This is a genomic window from Pyxidicoccus xibeiensis, assembly GCF_024198175.1.
In the GTDB taxonomy this organism is placed as follows: Bacteria; Myxococcota; Myxococcia; order Myxococcales; family Myxococcaceae; genus Myxococcus; species Myxococcus xibeiensis.
Genome location: NZ_JAJVKV010000002.1, coordinates 1076398 through 1092380 on the forward strand (window position 1 = coordinate 1076398; position 15983 = coordinate 1092380).

The window sequence follows — 15983 nt, forward strand, 5'->3', positions numbered from 1 at the left end:
ATACGCCCCGCCACTAGAGGAAGAGCCTCATCGCGGCGACGGTTTCCTCGGGCGCGCTGAGGTTGGGGCAGTGGCCGGTCGCCTCGAGCACCATGAGCTGGCTGTCGGCCATGTTCCGGTGCACGTACCGCCCCACCGCCTCCGGAGCAATGACGTCCTGGGAGCACTGGAGGATGAGGGCCCGGGCCTTCACCTTCGGCAGGTCCGCCCGGTTGTCCGAGTGGAAGGTGACGTGCGCGAAGTGCCGGGCGATGTCCGGGTCCGTGCGGCAGAAGCTGTTGGTCAGCTCCTGCCCGAGCTCCGGGCGGTCCGGGTTGCCCATGATGACGGGCGCCATCGCGCTGGACCAGCCCAGGTAGTTGCTGTCGAGCGACTCGAGCAGCCCGTCGATGTCCTCCCGCGAGAAGCCGCCGACGTAGTCACCGTCGTTGATGTAGCGGGGCGAGGGCCCGACGAGCACCAGCTTCTCGAAGCGCTCCGGCTCGGCGGCCGCGGCGAGCACGCCAATCATCGCGCTCACCGAGTGGCCCACGAAGATGCCCCGCGTCACGTCCAGCTCGCGGCACAGCTCCAGCACGTCGTCCGCGTAGCCCTTCAGCGTGCCGTACCTCGCACGGCTGTAGGCCCTGGCATCCGAGCGCCCGGCCCCCACGTGGTCGAAGAGGATGACGCGGTAGTCCTGCAGGAAGGCGGGGGTGATGAACCGCCACATGTTCTGATCGCACCCGTACCCGTGGGCGAAGATCATCGCCTGCTTTCCCTGGCCCAGGACCTTCACGTTGTTCCGACGAACGGCGGTCATGGACGAGCGGGCTCCGGAGGTGGGCGGGCGAGGGAGGACGTCGGTGCTCCCACACTCTGGCCTCGCCGCCTACCCATCTCAAGGCAATCCGCCTGGACGGTCGGTGGTGGACATCAGGGGCCCGCCATACCAGGCCCCCCGCCAGCCGGACGGCTACGCCTCCGGGGCGAGGTGCAGCGTCAGCACCGGGCAGTGCGCACGCGAGACGACCTTCTGCGCCACGCTGCCCAGCAGCAGCCGGGGCAGCCCGCGCCGGCCATGCGTGCCCATGACGATGAGGTCGTACTTCCCCTGCTCGGCCAGGGCGAGCACGGTGGAGGAGGCCTCGCCCACCAGGACCTTCTGGGTCAGCGGTACCGACGGCTTCTCCAGGCTCTGCACCAGCTTCGTCAGGTCCTTGGTCGCCGTCTCCACGGCCACCTGCTCCAGGGACAGCGAGTTCCACCCGGGCGCGGCCACCAGCAGGTCAGGCGCCACGTACTGCGGCGGCTCCCAGGCGTGCACCACGTCCACGGAGGCGCCGAAAGGCCGGGCCAGCTGCACGGCGTAGTCGATGACCTTCCGGGAGCCTTCGGACAGGTCCACGGGTACGAGGATTCGGGACGGAGGAGGCATCGCGTTTTCTCCTGATGGGGTGGGCCCCCACACGAGGGCTTGGGGTCGCTTCGGAGGATATGGAAGAGGCGTGCCAGCGCCTGCACGGAGGGCCGCTGTGCCGACGTGCAGGCTTTGCAGGGCAGGCAGCGCATCGCGCAAGGGATGCGCAGCATGGGCAGCTTAACGACGACGAGGACCCCTCCATGCTTCCTCCTCCCATCGATCAAGGTACCGTCCTCATCATCGGCGCGACGGAAGGAATCGGCCGGGAGCTTTCCCGGCAGCTCTCACGGCGGGTGCGCACCCTGGTGCTCGTGGACCGCCGCGCCGGCCGCCTGGAGCCGCTGCGCGACGAGCTGCTGGCCCGCAACCCGACGCTCGGCGTGCTCGTCCACCAGTGCGACATCTGCGACCCGCACCAGGTGGACGCGCTGCTCGCCTTCCTGGAGGCGCACTTCGTCCGCGTGGACGTGCTGGTGAACAACGCCGCCGTGGGGAACCGGGGGCTGTATGCCGAGGAGCGCTGGGGGCAGGTGGAGGAGACGCTGCAGGCCAACGTCTGGGCGCCCGCGCTGCTGACGCACCGCCTGCTCGGGCCCATGCTGCAGCGGGGCAGGGGGGGCGTGCTGAACATCGGCTCGGGCGCGGCGCAGCTGTTCCTGCCCGGCTCCGCCACCTTCGCCGCCACGCAGCGCTTCCTGGACGGCTTCACCGAGGCGCTGCGGCTGGAGGTGGAGGACCGCGGCATCGCCGTCACCCGCGTGGCGCCCGGGCCGCTCTGGGAGGCCGGCGTGGAGGATTGGGAGGGAGGCGTGGCGCCCTTCTTCCACATCTCCCTGGCGCGGTGCGCCCGCGAGGCCCTGGTGGGCTTCGAGCGGGGCGCGCCGCTGGTGTACCCGGGCTTCGGACACCGGTGGGTGATGCGGCTGCTGCCGCTGCTGCCACGCCGGCTCAAGCGGAGCCTGGGCCGGCTGGCGCTGCGGGGCCTGGAGCGAGAGACGCTGCTGTCGCCACAGGCCCCCGGGCTTGCGGCTGGCCGGCAGGTGCTGCTGGCCGGTGAGCCGAGTCCCGCGTGAAGCGCGTGTGAGGACTCCTGAGGATTCCTGAGGACTACAGGCCGATCTCCGCCAGGCGCGCCTTGACGCGGGTGGCCTTCACGCCGGTGTTGGCCGTGCCGCGGCCCGACGAGTTGCCGCCCAGGCCGATGTGGTGCAGGCCGACCACCTCGTGCGTGGAGGAGGAGATGACCGGCGAGCCCGAGGAGCCGCCCAGCGTGTCCGCGTCGTAGGACAGGTCCGTGGTGCTGTAGTTGGCGTTCTTCACCACGCCCGGCGAGGACTTCTTCGTCGGCGCGCAGCCGCTCGTCGTGTAGTAGTCGCAGTTCTGGTGCACGACGTAGATGCTGGCGTTCGTCGCGGCGTTGGTGCTGGAGACCGTCAGCCAGCCGTACACGTCACCGGGCAGCTGGCCGTTGGTGGCGGAGCAGCGCAGCGCCGTCATGTCGTCGCCCGACCAGGTCTTGATGAAGGTTCCGCAGTTGTAATAGACGCGCGAGGCCGAGGCGACGCCGTCCTCGTAGTTGAAGGACGCGCGGGCGCCGGAGGCCTGCGAGGCGCTGCCGATGCAGTGGTTGTTGGTGATGATGACGTCGCGCGACACCAGCCACGCCGTGCAGCGCGAGCCCACCGCGGGGATGGACAGGTAGCCCACCGCGCGCGAGCGCGTGCGCTGCGTGCCGGTCAGCGTCGTGGCGCTCACCCAGTTCACCGAGCCCACGATGACGTTGGACTCCTGGGACTGCAGCGGCTCGTTGGCCTCCACGTCCGGGACATCCGGAGGAGCCTCGGTACCGCAGGCGGAAACGGCAGTCACCAGGAACAGCGCACGAACGCTCTTCGCGAACATCGGAACACCTCCACGCGCGGGATTGCGCGGCGTGGGGCCCAAGGCACGCCCCGTGCCACCGGCCCTGGGGCGGGGCGTCCCCTCTGGCGAGGCACACGCGGCCACCTCCAGAGTGGTGCGTGCCTGTTCCTGTAACTCAGTTGCGTGTGTAAAGTCCCTTCACGCCCGGGAACCCAATCCCCCGCAACAATCGTGACTTGCGGGCTTTCCCGGGACTGTTGTTTTCGTGGGCAGGGGGAGGCGCCCGGGTGTCTCGGGACAGGACAGGGGCTGGAAAATGACAAGGGCCGCGAAGAGGGCGGGGGGCTTCAGCCGATGATCATGTCCTCGCGCTCGAGGGTGCCCTCGGCGAAGCGGCGGAGGTTGAAGCGGGTGAAGAGCTCATCGGACTCGCCGGTGGCCATCCACTTCGCCATCCGCTCGGCGACGGCGGGGGCCATCATGAAGCCGTGGCCGACGAAGCCGGACATCTGGAGCATGTTGTCCAGGCCCGGGGTGCGGCCGAGGATGGGGTTGTTGTCCGGCGTCACGTCGTAGCAGCCGGCCCACTGGCGCAGCACCTTCACGTGGCCCACCTGGGGCAGCTGCTCCATCAGCGCGCGGGCGAAGCGCGAGACGAAGCGCAGCGTGCTGCCCATGTTGAGGCCGGCGGGCTCCTTCGGGTCGCCCATGCCGCCGACAATCTCGCCGCGCATGGACTGGCTGAAGTACAGGCCCGTGTCGAGCACCGACACCAGCGGCCCCAGGAAGGGCTTGAGGGGCTCGGTGCTGAGGATTTCGTGGCGGTGCGGCTCGTTGGGGAGCTGCACGCCGACGAGCTTCGCGATTTCGGGGCTCCAGGCGCCCGTGGCCAGCACCACCGTGTCGCAGGCGATGTCGCCGCGCGTCGTCTTCACCTTGCGCACCTGGCCGCCGCTGGTCTCGAAGCCGGTGACGTCCGTGTACGTCTCCACGCGGACGCCCTTCTTCTTGCAGCCCTGCGCGTAGCCCCAGAGGAAGGGCCAGGGGAAGATGACGCCGTCCTCCGGGTTGTAGGACGCCGCCAGGCAGTCCTTCATGGTGAGGCCGGGGACGATGTCACGCGCCTCGTCCGGGCTGACGATGCGGGTGGGCACGCCGAACTTGTTGTGCAGCGCCACGTTCCGATCCAACCGCTTCGCCACCGGCTGCGTCTTGGCGAGGAACAGGTAGCCGCCCTGGCGCAGCCACACGTTGATGCCCAGGTCTCTCGCGAAGCCCTTCATCAGGTCGATGGAGCGCTTGGCCAGCTCCACCAGGGCAGGCGTGCCCCACTGCATGCGCACGCCGCCGCCGTTGCGGCCGGACGCGCCCGCGCACAGGTAGCCGCGCTCCAGCACCACCACGTCCGTCTCGCCCTCGCGCGCCAGGTTGTACGCCAGCGCCAGGCCCATGATGCCGCCGCCGATGATGACCACCTTGGCCCTGGCGGGCAGCGGCCCCTCCGGCTTGAGCGCCGCCGGGAAGGCGTCCACCTCCTGCGGGACTCCGCCCACGGGGGGCTGGGACTCGTCCACCGGGGCGGTGGCCAGCAGGCGCAGCTCGGTGGGGTACAGGGGCGGGCGCGGGGTGAAGGGCACCACGGCCGGGGCCTTGAGCGCCTTCTCCCGCTCCAGCAGTGAGGCCACCGCCGCCAGGCAGCTCTTGCCCTGGCAGATGCCGGTGCCGAAGCCGGTGTAGCGCTTCACCGACTCGACGTCGCAGTAGCCCCGGGACACCGCGTGCCGGACGTCGTCGACGGTGACGTCCTCACACGAGCAGATCATCGCCTTGCTCATGACAGCCCTCCCACCAGCGCCTCGGCCGCGCGTCGGCCCGCGGCCGCCGCTTCCTTCGCGGTGCCACCGCCGGTGACGTCCCCGGCGGCGAACACGTCCGTTGCCTGCGTGTGTCCGTCCGCGTCCGCCCCCACGACGAAGAGGCCGCGCCCGGCGTCGAAGTCCACCTTCGCGCCGCCCTGCCGCGCCAGCTCGAAGCTGGGGCTGACGGGCACGGACACCAGCACCGCGTCACAGCTCACCTTCTTCTTCGCGCCGCCGGCCTCCGTGTAGCTGAACGCGCTCACACGCCGCATGCCGTGCGCCTTGGGCTCCGAGCCCTGCACCGCGCCCGGCCAGGCCTCCGCGGGCGGCGGGCCTCGCAGGTCCACCACCGCCGTCACCGTCACGCCGCGCTCCTTCATGAGGTGCGCGAGCGCGTACAGCTCCGGGCCCCAGCCCACCAGCGCCGCCATGCGCGGGGCCACGTCGTAGCGCCGCAGCAGCAGGCTGGCCGCGCGGCCCGCGTACACGCCGGGCAGGTCGTTGTTCTCGAAGGGCACCATCGGCGGGTGGCCGCCCGGCGCCAGCAGGAAGCGCTCCGCGTAGACCTTCAAGAGGCGCGGGCCCTCCGGCTCCCAGACGCCCACGGCGAGGAAGCGGCCGCCCTCGTCGTCATACAGGCCCAGCGCCGCGGCGCGGGTGACGATGCTGCCCTTGGGGAACGCGGCGGCGTCCTGCACCCCGGGGGCCCCGGCCTCCGGGGCGCCGTGCGCCAGGCGCCCGCCCAGGTGGGCCTCGCGCTCGAAGAGGAGGAAGGACACGCCCCGGTCGGCCAGCACGCGCGCCGCCGCGAGCCCCGCCGCGCCGCCGCCCACCACCGCCACCCGCGTGCGCAGCGTGCGGGCAGGGGGCGCGGTGGGGGCCGGCTCCTTCGGCAGCAGGCCCAGGCCCGCGAGCTGCCGCGCCACCTTGGCCATCACCTGCTCGGCCACCGGCACGCCGGCGAACATCTCGTGGTGGTCCAACCCGCGCGGGAAGAACCAGTCGATGGTCTCGAACACGTCCACCTTCGCGGAGGGGTACGCGTTCTGCCGCTCCAGCTTCATGCCCTCGCGGGCGGGCGTGCGGCACGTGTAGACGTTGGGCAGGCCGTCCACCCGCATGAGGCAGTGCGAGCAGGCGGCGGCGAAACAGAAGGGGCCGCGCGGGCGGTGGTACTTCACGGAGCGGGCCAGCATGGGCTCGTCGGCCGCGAGGAGGGAGCACGCCACCGGCTCGCCTTCGATGGCGGGGATGCTCTCGCCCTCGAGGTCCACGGTGATGGCCCTGCCGCGCGGGGGTGCGTCTGGGAGGCGTCGCATGGGTGGCCCAAAATGGCGCACCCGAACCGGTGGGTCAAAGCCTGTCCGAGCATGACGCACCGTGGCCATGGGTCCTGGCCGACAGTGGCGGTGATGGGGCGTGAGACCTTGGCTAAGGCGGGCCCCGCGAAAACACCGCGGGGACCGTCACGGGCCGTGTGGGCCTCGCGACGATCCCCGTTGGACTTCCAAGGAATGCACCGGGCAGGGCTGCCCGGCACGGGCCCGTTACACGGGCTGCTCGGTCGACGGGAAGATGGGCTCCGGCATGCCCGAGCCGCGCGGCCGCTGGCCGAACCGGGTGCGGATGACCGCGCCCAGCGCCATCAGGGTGATGAACAGGGAGACGAGGACGCCGAAGATGGGGATGGCTCCGATGACCATCAGCACCAGCAGGCCCAGGGCGAGCACCACCGCCTGCGTCTTGCGGCCGCGCAGCACCGGCAGCTTCGTGCCCACCTCGCTCGCCACCGCCGCGTAGCCCAGCGCCGCCGCCAGGGGCGCCGCCATCCACAGCACCATGGCCGCGGGGATGCCGATGAGGGTGATGCACAGCACCACCGTGAGGGGCACCATGGCCAGCAGCCCGAGCAGCCCGGTCAACCCGGTGGCCACCGGCTTGCGGCGGACCTCCTCGCCGAGCAGCTTCATGCGCGCCGGGAAGAACATCTGCCCCAGGAAGCCCAGGCCGAAGAGCACCGCGAAGGTGAGGATGAACGCGGCCAGGCCGTTGCCGTCGTCATCTTCGCTGTCCCGGGTGTGCATCTCGTTGTCGCGGGCCTCCCTCATCCCGTTCTTGATTTCGCCGGCCAGCGCGGTGCCGATGCCCGCGCCACCGAAGCTCTCGATGCTGCCCTCCACCTCCGCGCCGTCCGCCCGCTCCACGACGCCGCCGAAGGAGGACACGTCGCCCTCCACGTGCGCGCCGTCGCGCAGGATGACGTTGCCGCCGAAGGCGTGCGCGTCTCCCTCCACGTGGCCGTCGATCTCCAGGTTGCCGCCGAAGGCGACCGCGTCATCCTCCACGTGGCCCTTCACCACCAGGTTGCCGCCGTACACCACGGCGCTCTGGACGTTCTGCCCCTCCTTCACCTCCAGGGACTGGCCGCGCGCCACCACGTTGCGGCCGCCGGAGCGGCGGTTGCGCCGCAGCTCCTCGCGGGTGCGGTCCATCTGCTCGCGCATCCGCTCCCGCACCTCGCGCGCGGTCTCCCGCGCCTCTTCGGGGTCCATGTTCCCCAACTGCTCATGCATGGGCGGCACCGGCGGCACCGGCGGCACCGGGGCGACGTCAGGCATGGGCGGCGTGGGCGGCGCGGCCTGCGCGGCGACGGCCTCCTCGGGGGCCGGAGTGGCGGCGGGCGAGGTGTCCGGAGTGGCGGCGGTGCCGGCCTCGGCGGCCTCCTGCTCCTTCGCCGTCATGGGGCGCAGGGTGATGATGGAGTTGTCCTGCTCCATGCGCAGCGAGTAGGCCCGCGCCACGGTGCGCAGCGCCTGGTTGGCGGTGACGCCGCGCAGGTGCACCTCGGCGGGCGTGTCCAGGTCGCCGGTGACGACGAGGTTGAGGCCGCCCTTGTCCGCAATCGTCTTGAGCGCGTCGCGCAGGCTGCCGCGGAAGCTGACGTCGATGGTGCGGGCGGCGGGCGCGCTGGCCTCCGCCTTCGGGGTGGCCTGGGGCTCGGCGCCGAGCGCGAGGGGGGCGCCGAGGAGCAGAGCGGGAAGAAGGATTCGAGTGGAGATCTTCATGGGTCGCTCACGCTTCGAAGGGAGTGGGGACGCTGCCGGCGAGCCGCTTGAGGCCATACAGCGAGGACAGGAGGAGGAAGGCCAGGGTGGTGGCCACCGCGAGTCCCGCGGTGGCCCACAGCGCGTGGGCCCCGCTGAGGACGCCCTCGACGAAGAGGCGGCCCTCGAACAGGAACGAGGCGACGCCGGTGCCCAGGTGGCCGAGCGCCTGGTCGTTCATCAACAGGTAGCCCAGCCCGCCCATCAGCGACGTCAGCAGGATGGCCACGCCGGACCAGACCTCTCGCCGCTGGGGCACGGGCTCGGCGGCCACGCGCGCCATGACGTTGGCCACGAAGCTGGGCGGAGGCAGCGGGTCCGACAGCCGGTACAGGTCGTTCTCCATCAGCCGGTGCTCTTCGAGGACGGCCGCGCAGGCCTCGCACTCGGCGGCATGGTCCAGGGCGGGGCCTTCACCCGCTTCCAGCTCCGCGAAGAGGAGCTCCAGGTCCGGGCACGGGTGCGGGGTCATCGGGGAGCCTCCTCGGTGGGCGTCATCTTCTTGCGCAGCTTCTCGCGGGCGCGGAACAGCCGGGCCATGATGGTGCCAGGCGCGCAGCCCATGACCTGGGCGATCTCCTTCGTCGTGCGCTTCTGGACGTAGTAGAGCGCGAGGACTTCACGGTCATCGGCGGACAGGGTGGCCATCGCCTCCTCGAGCGACTGCCGCTCCTGCTGGGCGATGGCGCGGTCCTCCTGCGACGCGTCGCCGCTGGGGAGCACCTCCTTCATGGGCTCCAGCTCCTCGGTGCGCACCTTGGTGCGGCGGCGGAGCAGGTCCAGGCAGAGGTTGCGCGTAATCGCCAGCACCCAGAGGTCGAACGGGCGCGAGTCGTCGTACCGGTGCAGGTTCTGGTACGCGCGCAGCAGGGCCTCCTGGGCCACCTCCGCGGCCTCGGCCTCGCGCTGGAGCAGCCGCAGGGCCAGGCCGTACACGGGGCGCTGCACGCTGCGCACGAGGGACTCGAAAGCGGACGGGTCGCCGCGGCGAGCGGCCTGCACGTCCGCCTTCCAGGGAAGCGGGGGAGCCTCCTCAGCCATCAGCATCCCGATGGCGTGGGCGAGCGACCCGGTATCGTCGAGGGCAAGAGCGTTCACGCCTTGTCCTACGGCGCGCCCGTCCGCCCATTGCGTCCAGCGGTGACATCTCTATTTCTTCCGTGATTTCGGAGCCTTGGGAGCCTTGGCCGCCCGGCTGGCCTCCGATTCGGCGCGCGCCACCTCGCGCGCCGCCTTCCGCTGACGCTGTCTTTCCCGGAAGCCCACGGGCGTCTGGGGCTCGGCCGGACGCTCGGCCGCCTGGGTGACCTGTCCAGCCAGGGTACGGTTGCGGGAGGGCCCGGCGGGAGCGCGCTCCTCGCGGGCCTCGCGGGCCTCGGCGGGCCTGCGGCGCTCGGGTCCTTCCGCACCCCGGGCGCCCCGGCGCTCGGGGGCGGCTTCGCGCGCGCCACCCCGGCGGTCGTCGCGGCCCGCGGGGGCGCGGCGGCGGGCGCCGTCCTCGCGCTCGTCCCGGCGGCCTGCCCGGGGAGCGTCCTCGTCCGGGCCGTCACCGGCCTCGACGAAGCGCGCGCGCTGGGACTCGCGGATGACGGCCGGGGAGTCCTCCGAGTAGTCGAAGTGGAACAGCCGCTTCACCACCAGGGTGGCGTACGCGCCCGGCGGCAGGGTGAAGGCGACGTTGACCTTCACGTCCCCGCGGTTGATGTCGTCGGGCATGGTGCGGCCGATGACGAGCTTGTGCGGGAAGACGAGCAGCGGCCGCTCCTCGTGCTTGAAGTAGAGCCGGCGCGGCTCCTTGGCGATGCGCAGGTCCTCCAGCTTCAGCTTCTCCTTGCCGAGCACCCAGTTGATGGCTTCCTGCTTCTGGGGGTCGGTGATGACGGAGTCGGGGGCGAGCAGGGGGAAGGTGGCGTCGCGCAGCAGGCGCAGCACGTCCGGGTCGGCGTCGCGGTGGAACAGCAGCGTGCCGGCCTGGTAGCGCATGGGGAACAGGTGCTCGCGCGGCAGGAGCAGCTGGAGGTAGCGCCGCACGCCCTCGTTCCACAGGTAGCTCTGGTACGTGAAGAGCAGCATCGCCCGGTAGTCCGAGTCGATCTGCATGAAGGCCTTGAGGTAGTCCTTCGGGTCGTCGCGCAGGGACTTGAGGATGCGGTGGTACTTGCGCGTGCCCTCGAAGGGGACGCGCGCGTCCCAGCGGCCCCAGTTCTCGCGCCAGAAGGTCTTGATCTTCGCGTCCTCGGTGCGGTCCAGCTCCGAGGGCGCGGCGAGGAAGTTGTGGAGGGCGGCCTCGAAGTCGCCGCGGATGAGGTCCTTGGCGATGAAGCCCTGGCCATGCTTCAGCGAGCCGAAGCGCTGGCTGTCGAAGTAGTTCACCACGCCCAGGCGGTTGACTTCAGCCGTCGCGACGTTGAGGGGCCCCAGCGCCTCCGGGCGCAGCGCGCGCACGGTGACGGAGAAGCGGTTGGAGGTGATGTTGGCGGAGGACAGGGGCTTGTCCGTGCGGCCCAGGTACTTCAGGCGCAGGTCGGGCTCCTGCATGTCCACGTCGGAGCCGTCCACGGCGATGATCTGCTCGGTGCGGCCCTGCTTGTCCTTCAGGCCGCAGTAGCTGATGGCGCCGGGCTTGAGGCCGAAGGCGTCCCTCAGTCGGGCGACCGCGTCGAAGGTGGACAGCTTCTGCTTGTCCATCAGGTAGACGCGGTGACGTCCCGTGTCGACCTCATCGAAACGGTATGACTCCTTGACGGAGAAATCTTCGGGCTTCTGTTTGATTCGCACGGCGCCCCCCATAGCAGCGTGGGCCCGCGGATTGAAGTGCGAGCGCCAGGAAGGGCATAACGTCTGACTTCATGAGGCTTCTTCCCACCCTGCTCGCCGGGCTCCTGGCCACCGGCTGTGCCACCACGCTGTCCACCCTGCAGACCGCCCGGACCCTGGCGCCCGGGCAGGTCCAGGTGTCCGGGGGCATGGGGGTCTTCATCCCCCTGGGCACCCTGGTGGAGGTGGTGGACCTCGGCATCGACCAGGGCGAGGAGGCCCGGGACGCGGTGGACGAGGGCCGGCCGTACTCGCTCAGCGAGGAGGCCCAGCAGCGGCTCCTCACCGCCGGCGTGGCCCTGATGGTGGCCCCCCCGGGCGCCAACCCGGAGCTGATGGTGCGGGTGGGGGTGGTGGACCGGGTGGATGTGGGCCTGCGCTACAGCGGCATCTCCCTGAGGGCGGACGCCAAGGTGCTCCTCCTCCACGGCGGGGACGCGGAGCTGGGGCGGCGGATGGAGCCCGGCCAGCGCTCCTACGACGTGGCCCTGGGGGTGGGCGCGGCGCGCCACTTCTTCTCCAGCCCCGTCCTGGACGTGCTGGAGGTGGTGGAGCTGGACGACTTCAGCCGCTACGACGTGGAGGTGCCGCTGTACCTCAGCATGGACTTCGGCGACATCTTCAAGCTCTACGGTGCGCCGAAGTACGTCTACAGCCGCACCCGGCTGGACCAGCGGCTGGTGGACTACTCCCGGCAGGGCAAGCCGGTGACGGGCTTCGACGCGACGCTCCCCGCCACGGTGGGCAGCCACTTCCTGGGGAGCACCGTGGGGCTGGCCGTGGGCTACCGGTACGTCCACGTCTTCGCGGAGCTGACGGGGGGGTACATCACCTGCAACCCCGTGCTCTTCGGGGCCGAGCGCAACCTGGGCGGGGTGACGGTGTTTCCCGCCTTCGGGGTGGCGGTGAAGACGGGCGGGCCGGACCGGGCGCCGGAGGGCCGTCAGGGTGGGAGGGGGCGCTGAGGGGGAGTCCCGGCGGCCGGACGCTGACCGGGCGTGCAGGCCTTCGGGTGTCTGGTGGAACGAGGGGATGTCGGCGAGCGTTCCCCGGTTTCGAGCGGCTCTGATAGTGTCCGGGCCGGTGAGGATTCGCGCGTGAGCCAGGCCCCCGCCCCATTCGCCCCGAAGCCCGGGCAGATCCGCGGCCCCCGTCTGACCGGGCGCTTCGCGGACGGCAGCCTTGGGGAGTTCCCCCTGGGACCTTTGACGTCCCTGGGCCGGCATCCGTCCAACACGCTCCGGCTGGTGGACCGCGAGGTCTCCAAGGAACACGCCATCATCGAGCGGGTGGGCAAGGACTTCGTCCTCAAGGACCTGGGCTCGTCCAACGGCACGTTCGTCAATGGCCGGCGGGTGAAGGAATTGAAGCTGCGGGACGGGGACGAGGTGGCCCTGGGCTCGTCGCGGCTCATCTTCCACAGCGGCGAGCCGGCGGTGAACCACACCGCGCCCACCGCGCCCGGGGTGACGGTGGTGGCGCAGTCGGTGTCCATGCCGGCCTTCCTGGCGCAGATGGACCAGGTGCCGCAGAACTTCCGTCCGGTGGAGATGGTGACGGACGTGGAGGCGCTCAAGCGCGACTACGAGAAGCTGCGCATCGCCCACGAGTTCCACCGCGAGGTGAGCCTCCAGGGCAACCAGACGGGCCTGTTCGAGCAGATCCTCAAGGTGGCCTTCAAGCTGCTGGCCGCCGACCACGGCGTCATCCTGAAGGTCGCGGACGACGGCCAGTTCATCCCGGCGGCGGTGCACCACCGCACGGGCAAGCCCGTCAACGTCATGCTGTCCGACACCGTGCTCAAGCGCGTGGTGGAGACGCGCAAGGCGGTGCTGACGGCGGACGCCATCATCGACGAGCGCTTCTCCGCGGCGGAGAGCATCGTCGCGCAGGGCATCCGCTCCGCCATGGCGGTGCCGCTGATGGTGAACGAGAAGATTCAAGCGGTCCTCTTCCTGGACAGCCGGCAGCAGATCAACGCCTTCTCGGAGAAGGACCTCGCCATCCTCTCCGGCATCGCCGCGCAGGCGGGCATCGCCCTGGAGAACTCGGTGCTGGCCGAGCAGATCCGCAACGAGGCGGTGACGCGCGCGGAGCTGAGCCGCTTCCTGTCCAAGGCTGTGGCGGACGCGGTGATTGCCGGCGAGGCCGAGGACCTGGCGCAGAGCCGGCTGGCGGAGGTGTCCTGCCTGTTCGCGGACATCCGCGGCTTCACGACGATTTCGGAGAACGAGTCGCCGCAGGAAGTCGTGTCCATGCTCAACGCCTTCTTCACCGCGATGGCGGACGTGGTCTTCCGCTACGAGGGCAACCTGGACAAGTTCATCGGCGACTGTGTCATGGCCGTCTGGGGCCCGCCGCTGTCGCACCCGGACGACGCGGCGCGGGCGCTGCGCGCGGCGCTGGAGATGCAGGACGCGGTGGGCGCGCTCAACCGGGCGCGCGTGGCCGCGGGCAAGCAGCCGATCGAGGTCGGCATCGGCGTCAACACCGGCCAGGCCGTCGTGGGCTACATGGGCAGCGCCGAGCGGCACGAGTTCACCGCCATTGGCGACACCGTCAACACCGCGTCGCGCCTGTGCGGCATGGCGAAGAGCGGCGAGGTGCTGGCCTCGGAGTCGACGGTGCGCAAGGCAGGCAACGGCTTCGACGTGGAAGGACTCCCGGCCATGCAGGTGAAGGGCAAGGAGAAGGCCGTCCCGACGTACCGGGTCCACGGGCTGGAATACACCACCGCCGCTTCCCCGCGCCGCGCATGATGACGACCCGGCAGACCTGTCCCAACTGCGGGTTGCAGCATGACACCCGGGTGTACGTGAGCGGCCAGAAGGTGGCCTGCCGCTGCGGCATCCGGTTCGAGGTGCGCCGCGCGGAGTCGGCCGCGGCCGCGGGCTCACGGAACACCGTCGTGCCCGGCGGCAGCGGCGTCTACGACAAGCAGCCCCGGAACGGGTTCACCCTGATACCGGCCTCGGCCGAGGGCTCCAACGGGGCCCACGCCGAGGAGGCTTCCGCGCCGCCCATCCAGGTCGTCAGCGGGGTGGCGCTGCCGTCCGACGGGGCGGAGCCGGGCGCGCCCGTGGAGGCGACGGTGGTGCGCTCCTCGGTGAAGACGGGGAAGGGAAGCGAGCACTCGAACCTGGACAAGCAGGACCTGAGCACCTTCGTGGCGGGCGCGAAGGTGGACCTGCCGGGCTTCGAGCTGATGGAGATGCTGGGCCGGGGCGGCATGGGCGAGGTGTGGCTCGCGCGGCAGCAGTCGCTCGGGCGCACGGTGGCGGTGAAGCTGCTGCCGCCGCAGCTGGCGAAGGACCCGGAGTTCGTCACCCGGTTCGAGAAGGAGGCCACCGCGCTGGCCGCCCTCAACCACCCGCACATCATCCAGATCATCGACCGGGGCGTGGCGGGCGAGCACTACTACTTCGTCATGGAGTACGTGGAGGGCCGCTCGCTGCGCGAGGCGATGGCGGCGGGGCTGACGCCGGAGAAGGGGCTGAAGATCCTCCTGTCGGTGGCGCGGGCCATCGAGTGCGCGCACGACAAGGGCATCATCCACCGCGACCTGAAGCCGGAGAACATCCTGCTGGACGGGCGGGGCCACGTGAAGGTGGCGGACTTCGGGCTGGCGGGCATCAGCGGACCGGAGTCGCGGCTGCAGCTCACCGCGACGGCGGTGGCCATGGGCACGCTCAACTACATGGCCCCGGAGCAGCGGCGCGACGCCAAGAATGTCGACGGGCGCGCGGACCTCTTCTCCCTCGGCGTCATGCTGTACGAGGTGCTGACCGGGGAGCTGCCGCTGGGGCGCTTCAAGCTGCCCTCGGCGAAGGTGCCGGGGTTGGATCCCCGCGTGGATGGCGTGGTGGAGCGGCTGCTGGAGACGGAGCCGGCCGCGCGCTACGCGCGCACGGGCGAGCTGTGCACCGCGCTGGAGGCGATGATCTCCACGTCGTCAGCGCCGGGGATGTCGCTCGGCGAGGTGGACACGCGGCTGCTGCCGGCGAACGCGCGCCCGGCCAGCGGGCTGTCGCGCCAGGTGAAGCTGGGCTGGCGCAAGGTGCGCACGGGCCTGTCGGTGGTGGGCGGGCTGGCGCTGCTGGGCTTCGCGGTGCGCGCCTTCGTGGGGCCGGTGAGCCTGCACCTGGGCCAGGACGACCGCGTCGTCATCGGCACGAATGGCCTGACGGTGCGGACCGGCGCCAGGCAGTGGCCGCCGAACACGTACGGCGAGGTCTTCGCCGCGGTGAACATCGTGGAGCCGACGAAGCCCGGGGCTCCCTCGCGGTTCGAGGTGGGCTTCGACAAGGGTGAGGAGGAGATCAACGTCCACAGCGGGAAGTGGACGCTGGTGGAGGGGCAGCTCCAGGCCATCCAGGGCGGCAAGGAGACGGATGGGAACCGGCTGGTGCCGCGCGCGTACGTCGCGCACCGCTACTTCTCCATCAACGACTTCCGGGCCGAGGTGGTGATGAACGTCAAGCCGCTCGGGAAGGAGTACCCCTCCGAGCCGGACGCGCAGCACTACGGGGAGCTGGCCTTCCGCATCAAAGACCTCCAGGTGTCCGCCTTCGCCATTCCGGAGGCGGGGATGCGGCTGTCCTGGCGCTACTTCACCGAGGACGGCCAGGAGGTGGTGGGCAACAGCGCGCAGGACACGGACGACCTCGTCGAGGACGAGATGCCGCTGCCGGCGCATGGCCCCTACCTGGTGCGCCTGCAGATGCAGCGCGCGAAGAACGGCGGCGTGCTGGTGGAGGCCTTCCTCAACAACCAGCGCTTCGCGCGCAAGCTGCTGCCCGGGCTGGAGAACCGCGTGGGCAAGGTGGCGCTCGGCTGCCGGAACCTGGCCTGCACGTTCGACGACCTCAAGGTCCGCGGCACGCTGGAGGCCCGCCCGCAGCGCAGGGTCGCCGGGGGCGTGGAGTAGGGCCCGCCGTC

General features: G+C 71.1%; 13 protein-coding genes. 4 read left to right on the forward strand and 9 right to left on the reverse strand.

The genetic code is table 11. The features are described from left to right. Nucleotides 1–13: 13 nt before the first annotated feature. The gene (locus LXT23_RS12160) at nt 14–802 is read right to left on the reverse strand and encodes an alpha/beta fold hydrolase (RefSeq protein ID WP_253980288.1); all 789 of its coding nucleotides are present in this window, start codon (nt 800–802) and stop codon (nt 14–16) included. A 153-nt stretch (nt 803–955) separates the two neighbouring features. Continuing rightward, nucleotides 956–1417 (reverse strand): universal stress protein, encoded by a 462-nt coding sequence (locus tag LXT23_RS12165; protein WP_253980289.1) that lies wholly within the window; start codon nt 1415–1417, stop codon nt 956–958. Nucleotides 1418–1602: 185 nt separating this feature from the next. Here LXT23_RS12165 and LXT23_RS12170 point away from each other — a divergent pair, with 185 nt between their 5' ends. Continuing rightward, nucleotides 1603–2475, forward strand: a complete 873-nt coding sequence (locus tag LXT23_RS12170; RefSeq protein WP_253980290.1) for an SDR family NAD(P)-dependent oxidoreductase — start codon at nt 1603–1605, stop codon at nt 2473–2475. A 34-nt stretch (nt 2476–2509) separates the two neighbouring features. Here the strand turns inward: LXT23_RS12170 and LXT23_RS12175 are convergent, their stop codons facing one another. The 7 genes from LXT23_RS12175 to truD all read right to left on the reverse strand — a co-directional run bounded on the left by LXT23_RS12175 (nt 2510) and on the right by truD (nt 11006). Then, nucleotides 2510–3304: a trypsin-like serine peptidase gene (locus LXT23_RS12175; RefSeq protein ID WP_253980291.1), complete on the reverse strand. Its 795-nt coding sequence runs from the start codon at nt 3302–3304 to the stop codon at nt 2510–2512. Nucleotides 3305–3612: 308 nt separating this feature from the next. Further along, nucleotides 3613–5100 (reverse strand): FAD-dependent oxidoreductase, encoded by a 1488-nt coding sequence (locus tag LXT23_RS12180; RefSeq protein WP_253980292.1) that lies wholly within the window; start codon nt 5098–5100, stop codon nt 3613–3615. Next, nucleotides 5097–6443 (reverse strand): 2Fe-2S iron-sulfur cluster-binding protein, encoded by a 1347-nt coding sequence (locus LXT23_RS12185; protein ID WP_253980293.1) that lies wholly within the window; start codon nt 6441–6443, stop codon nt 5097–5099. The genes LXT23_RS12180 and LXT23_RS12185 overlap by 4 nt, the downstream gene beginning before the upstream one ends. Nucleotides 6444–6671: 228 nt before the next feature. After that, nucleotides 6672–8189 carry a bactofilin family protein gene (locus LXT23_RS12190; RefSeq protein ID WP_253980294.1) on the reverse strand — a complete coding sequence of 506 codons (1518 nt, stop codon included), beginning with the start codon at nt 8187–8189 and terminating at the stop codon, nt 6672–6674. A gap of 7 nt (nt 8190–8196) precedes the next feature. Next, nucleotides 8197–8700, reverse strand: coding sequence for a hypothetical protein (locus LXT23_RS12195; protein ID WP_253980295.1), 504 nt, complete (start codon nt 8698–8700; stop codon nt 8197–8199). After that, nucleotides 8697–9269 (reverse strand): RNA polymerase sigma factor, encoded by a 573-nt coding sequence (locus LXT23_RS12200; protein WP_253980440.1) that lies wholly within the window; start codon nt 9267–9269, stop codon nt 8697–8699. The genes LXT23_RS12195 and LXT23_RS12200 overlap by 4 nt, the downstream gene beginning before the upstream one ends. A 108-nt stretch (nt 9270–9377) precedes the next feature. Then, a complete protein-coding gene (gene truD, locus LXT23_RS12205; protein WP_253980296.1) occupies nt 9378–11006 on the reverse strand; it encodes a tRNA pseudouridine(13) synthase TruD in 1629 nt (542 codons plus the stop codon). 71 nt (nt 11007–11077) lie between these two features. Here truD and LXT23_RS12210 point away from each other — a divergent pair, with 71 nt between their 5' ends. From LXT23_RS12210 to LXT23_RS12220, 3 genes are all read left to right on the forward strand, one after another. Further along, nucleotides 11078–12010 (forward strand): hypothetical protein, encoded by a 933-nt coding sequence (locus LXT23_RS12210; protein WP_253980297.1) that lies wholly within the window; start codon nt 11078–11080, stop codon nt 12008–12010. 132 nt (nt 12011–12142) lie between these two features. Beyond that, nucleotides 12143–13804, forward strand: a complete 1662-nt coding sequence (locus LXT23_RS12215; RefSeq protein WP_253980298.1) for an adenylate/guanylate cyclase domain-containing protein — start codon at nt 12143–12145, stop codon at nt 13802–13804. Beyond that, nucleotides 13801–15972 (forward strand): serine/threonine-protein kinase, encoded by a 2172-nt coding sequence (locus LXT23_RS12220; protein WP_253980299.1) that lies wholly within the window; start codon nt 13801–13803, stop codon nt 15970–15972. Before LXT23_RS12215 ends, LXT23_RS12220 begins: the two co-directional genes overlap by 4 nt. Nucleotides 15973–15983 lie beyond the last annotated feature (11 nt).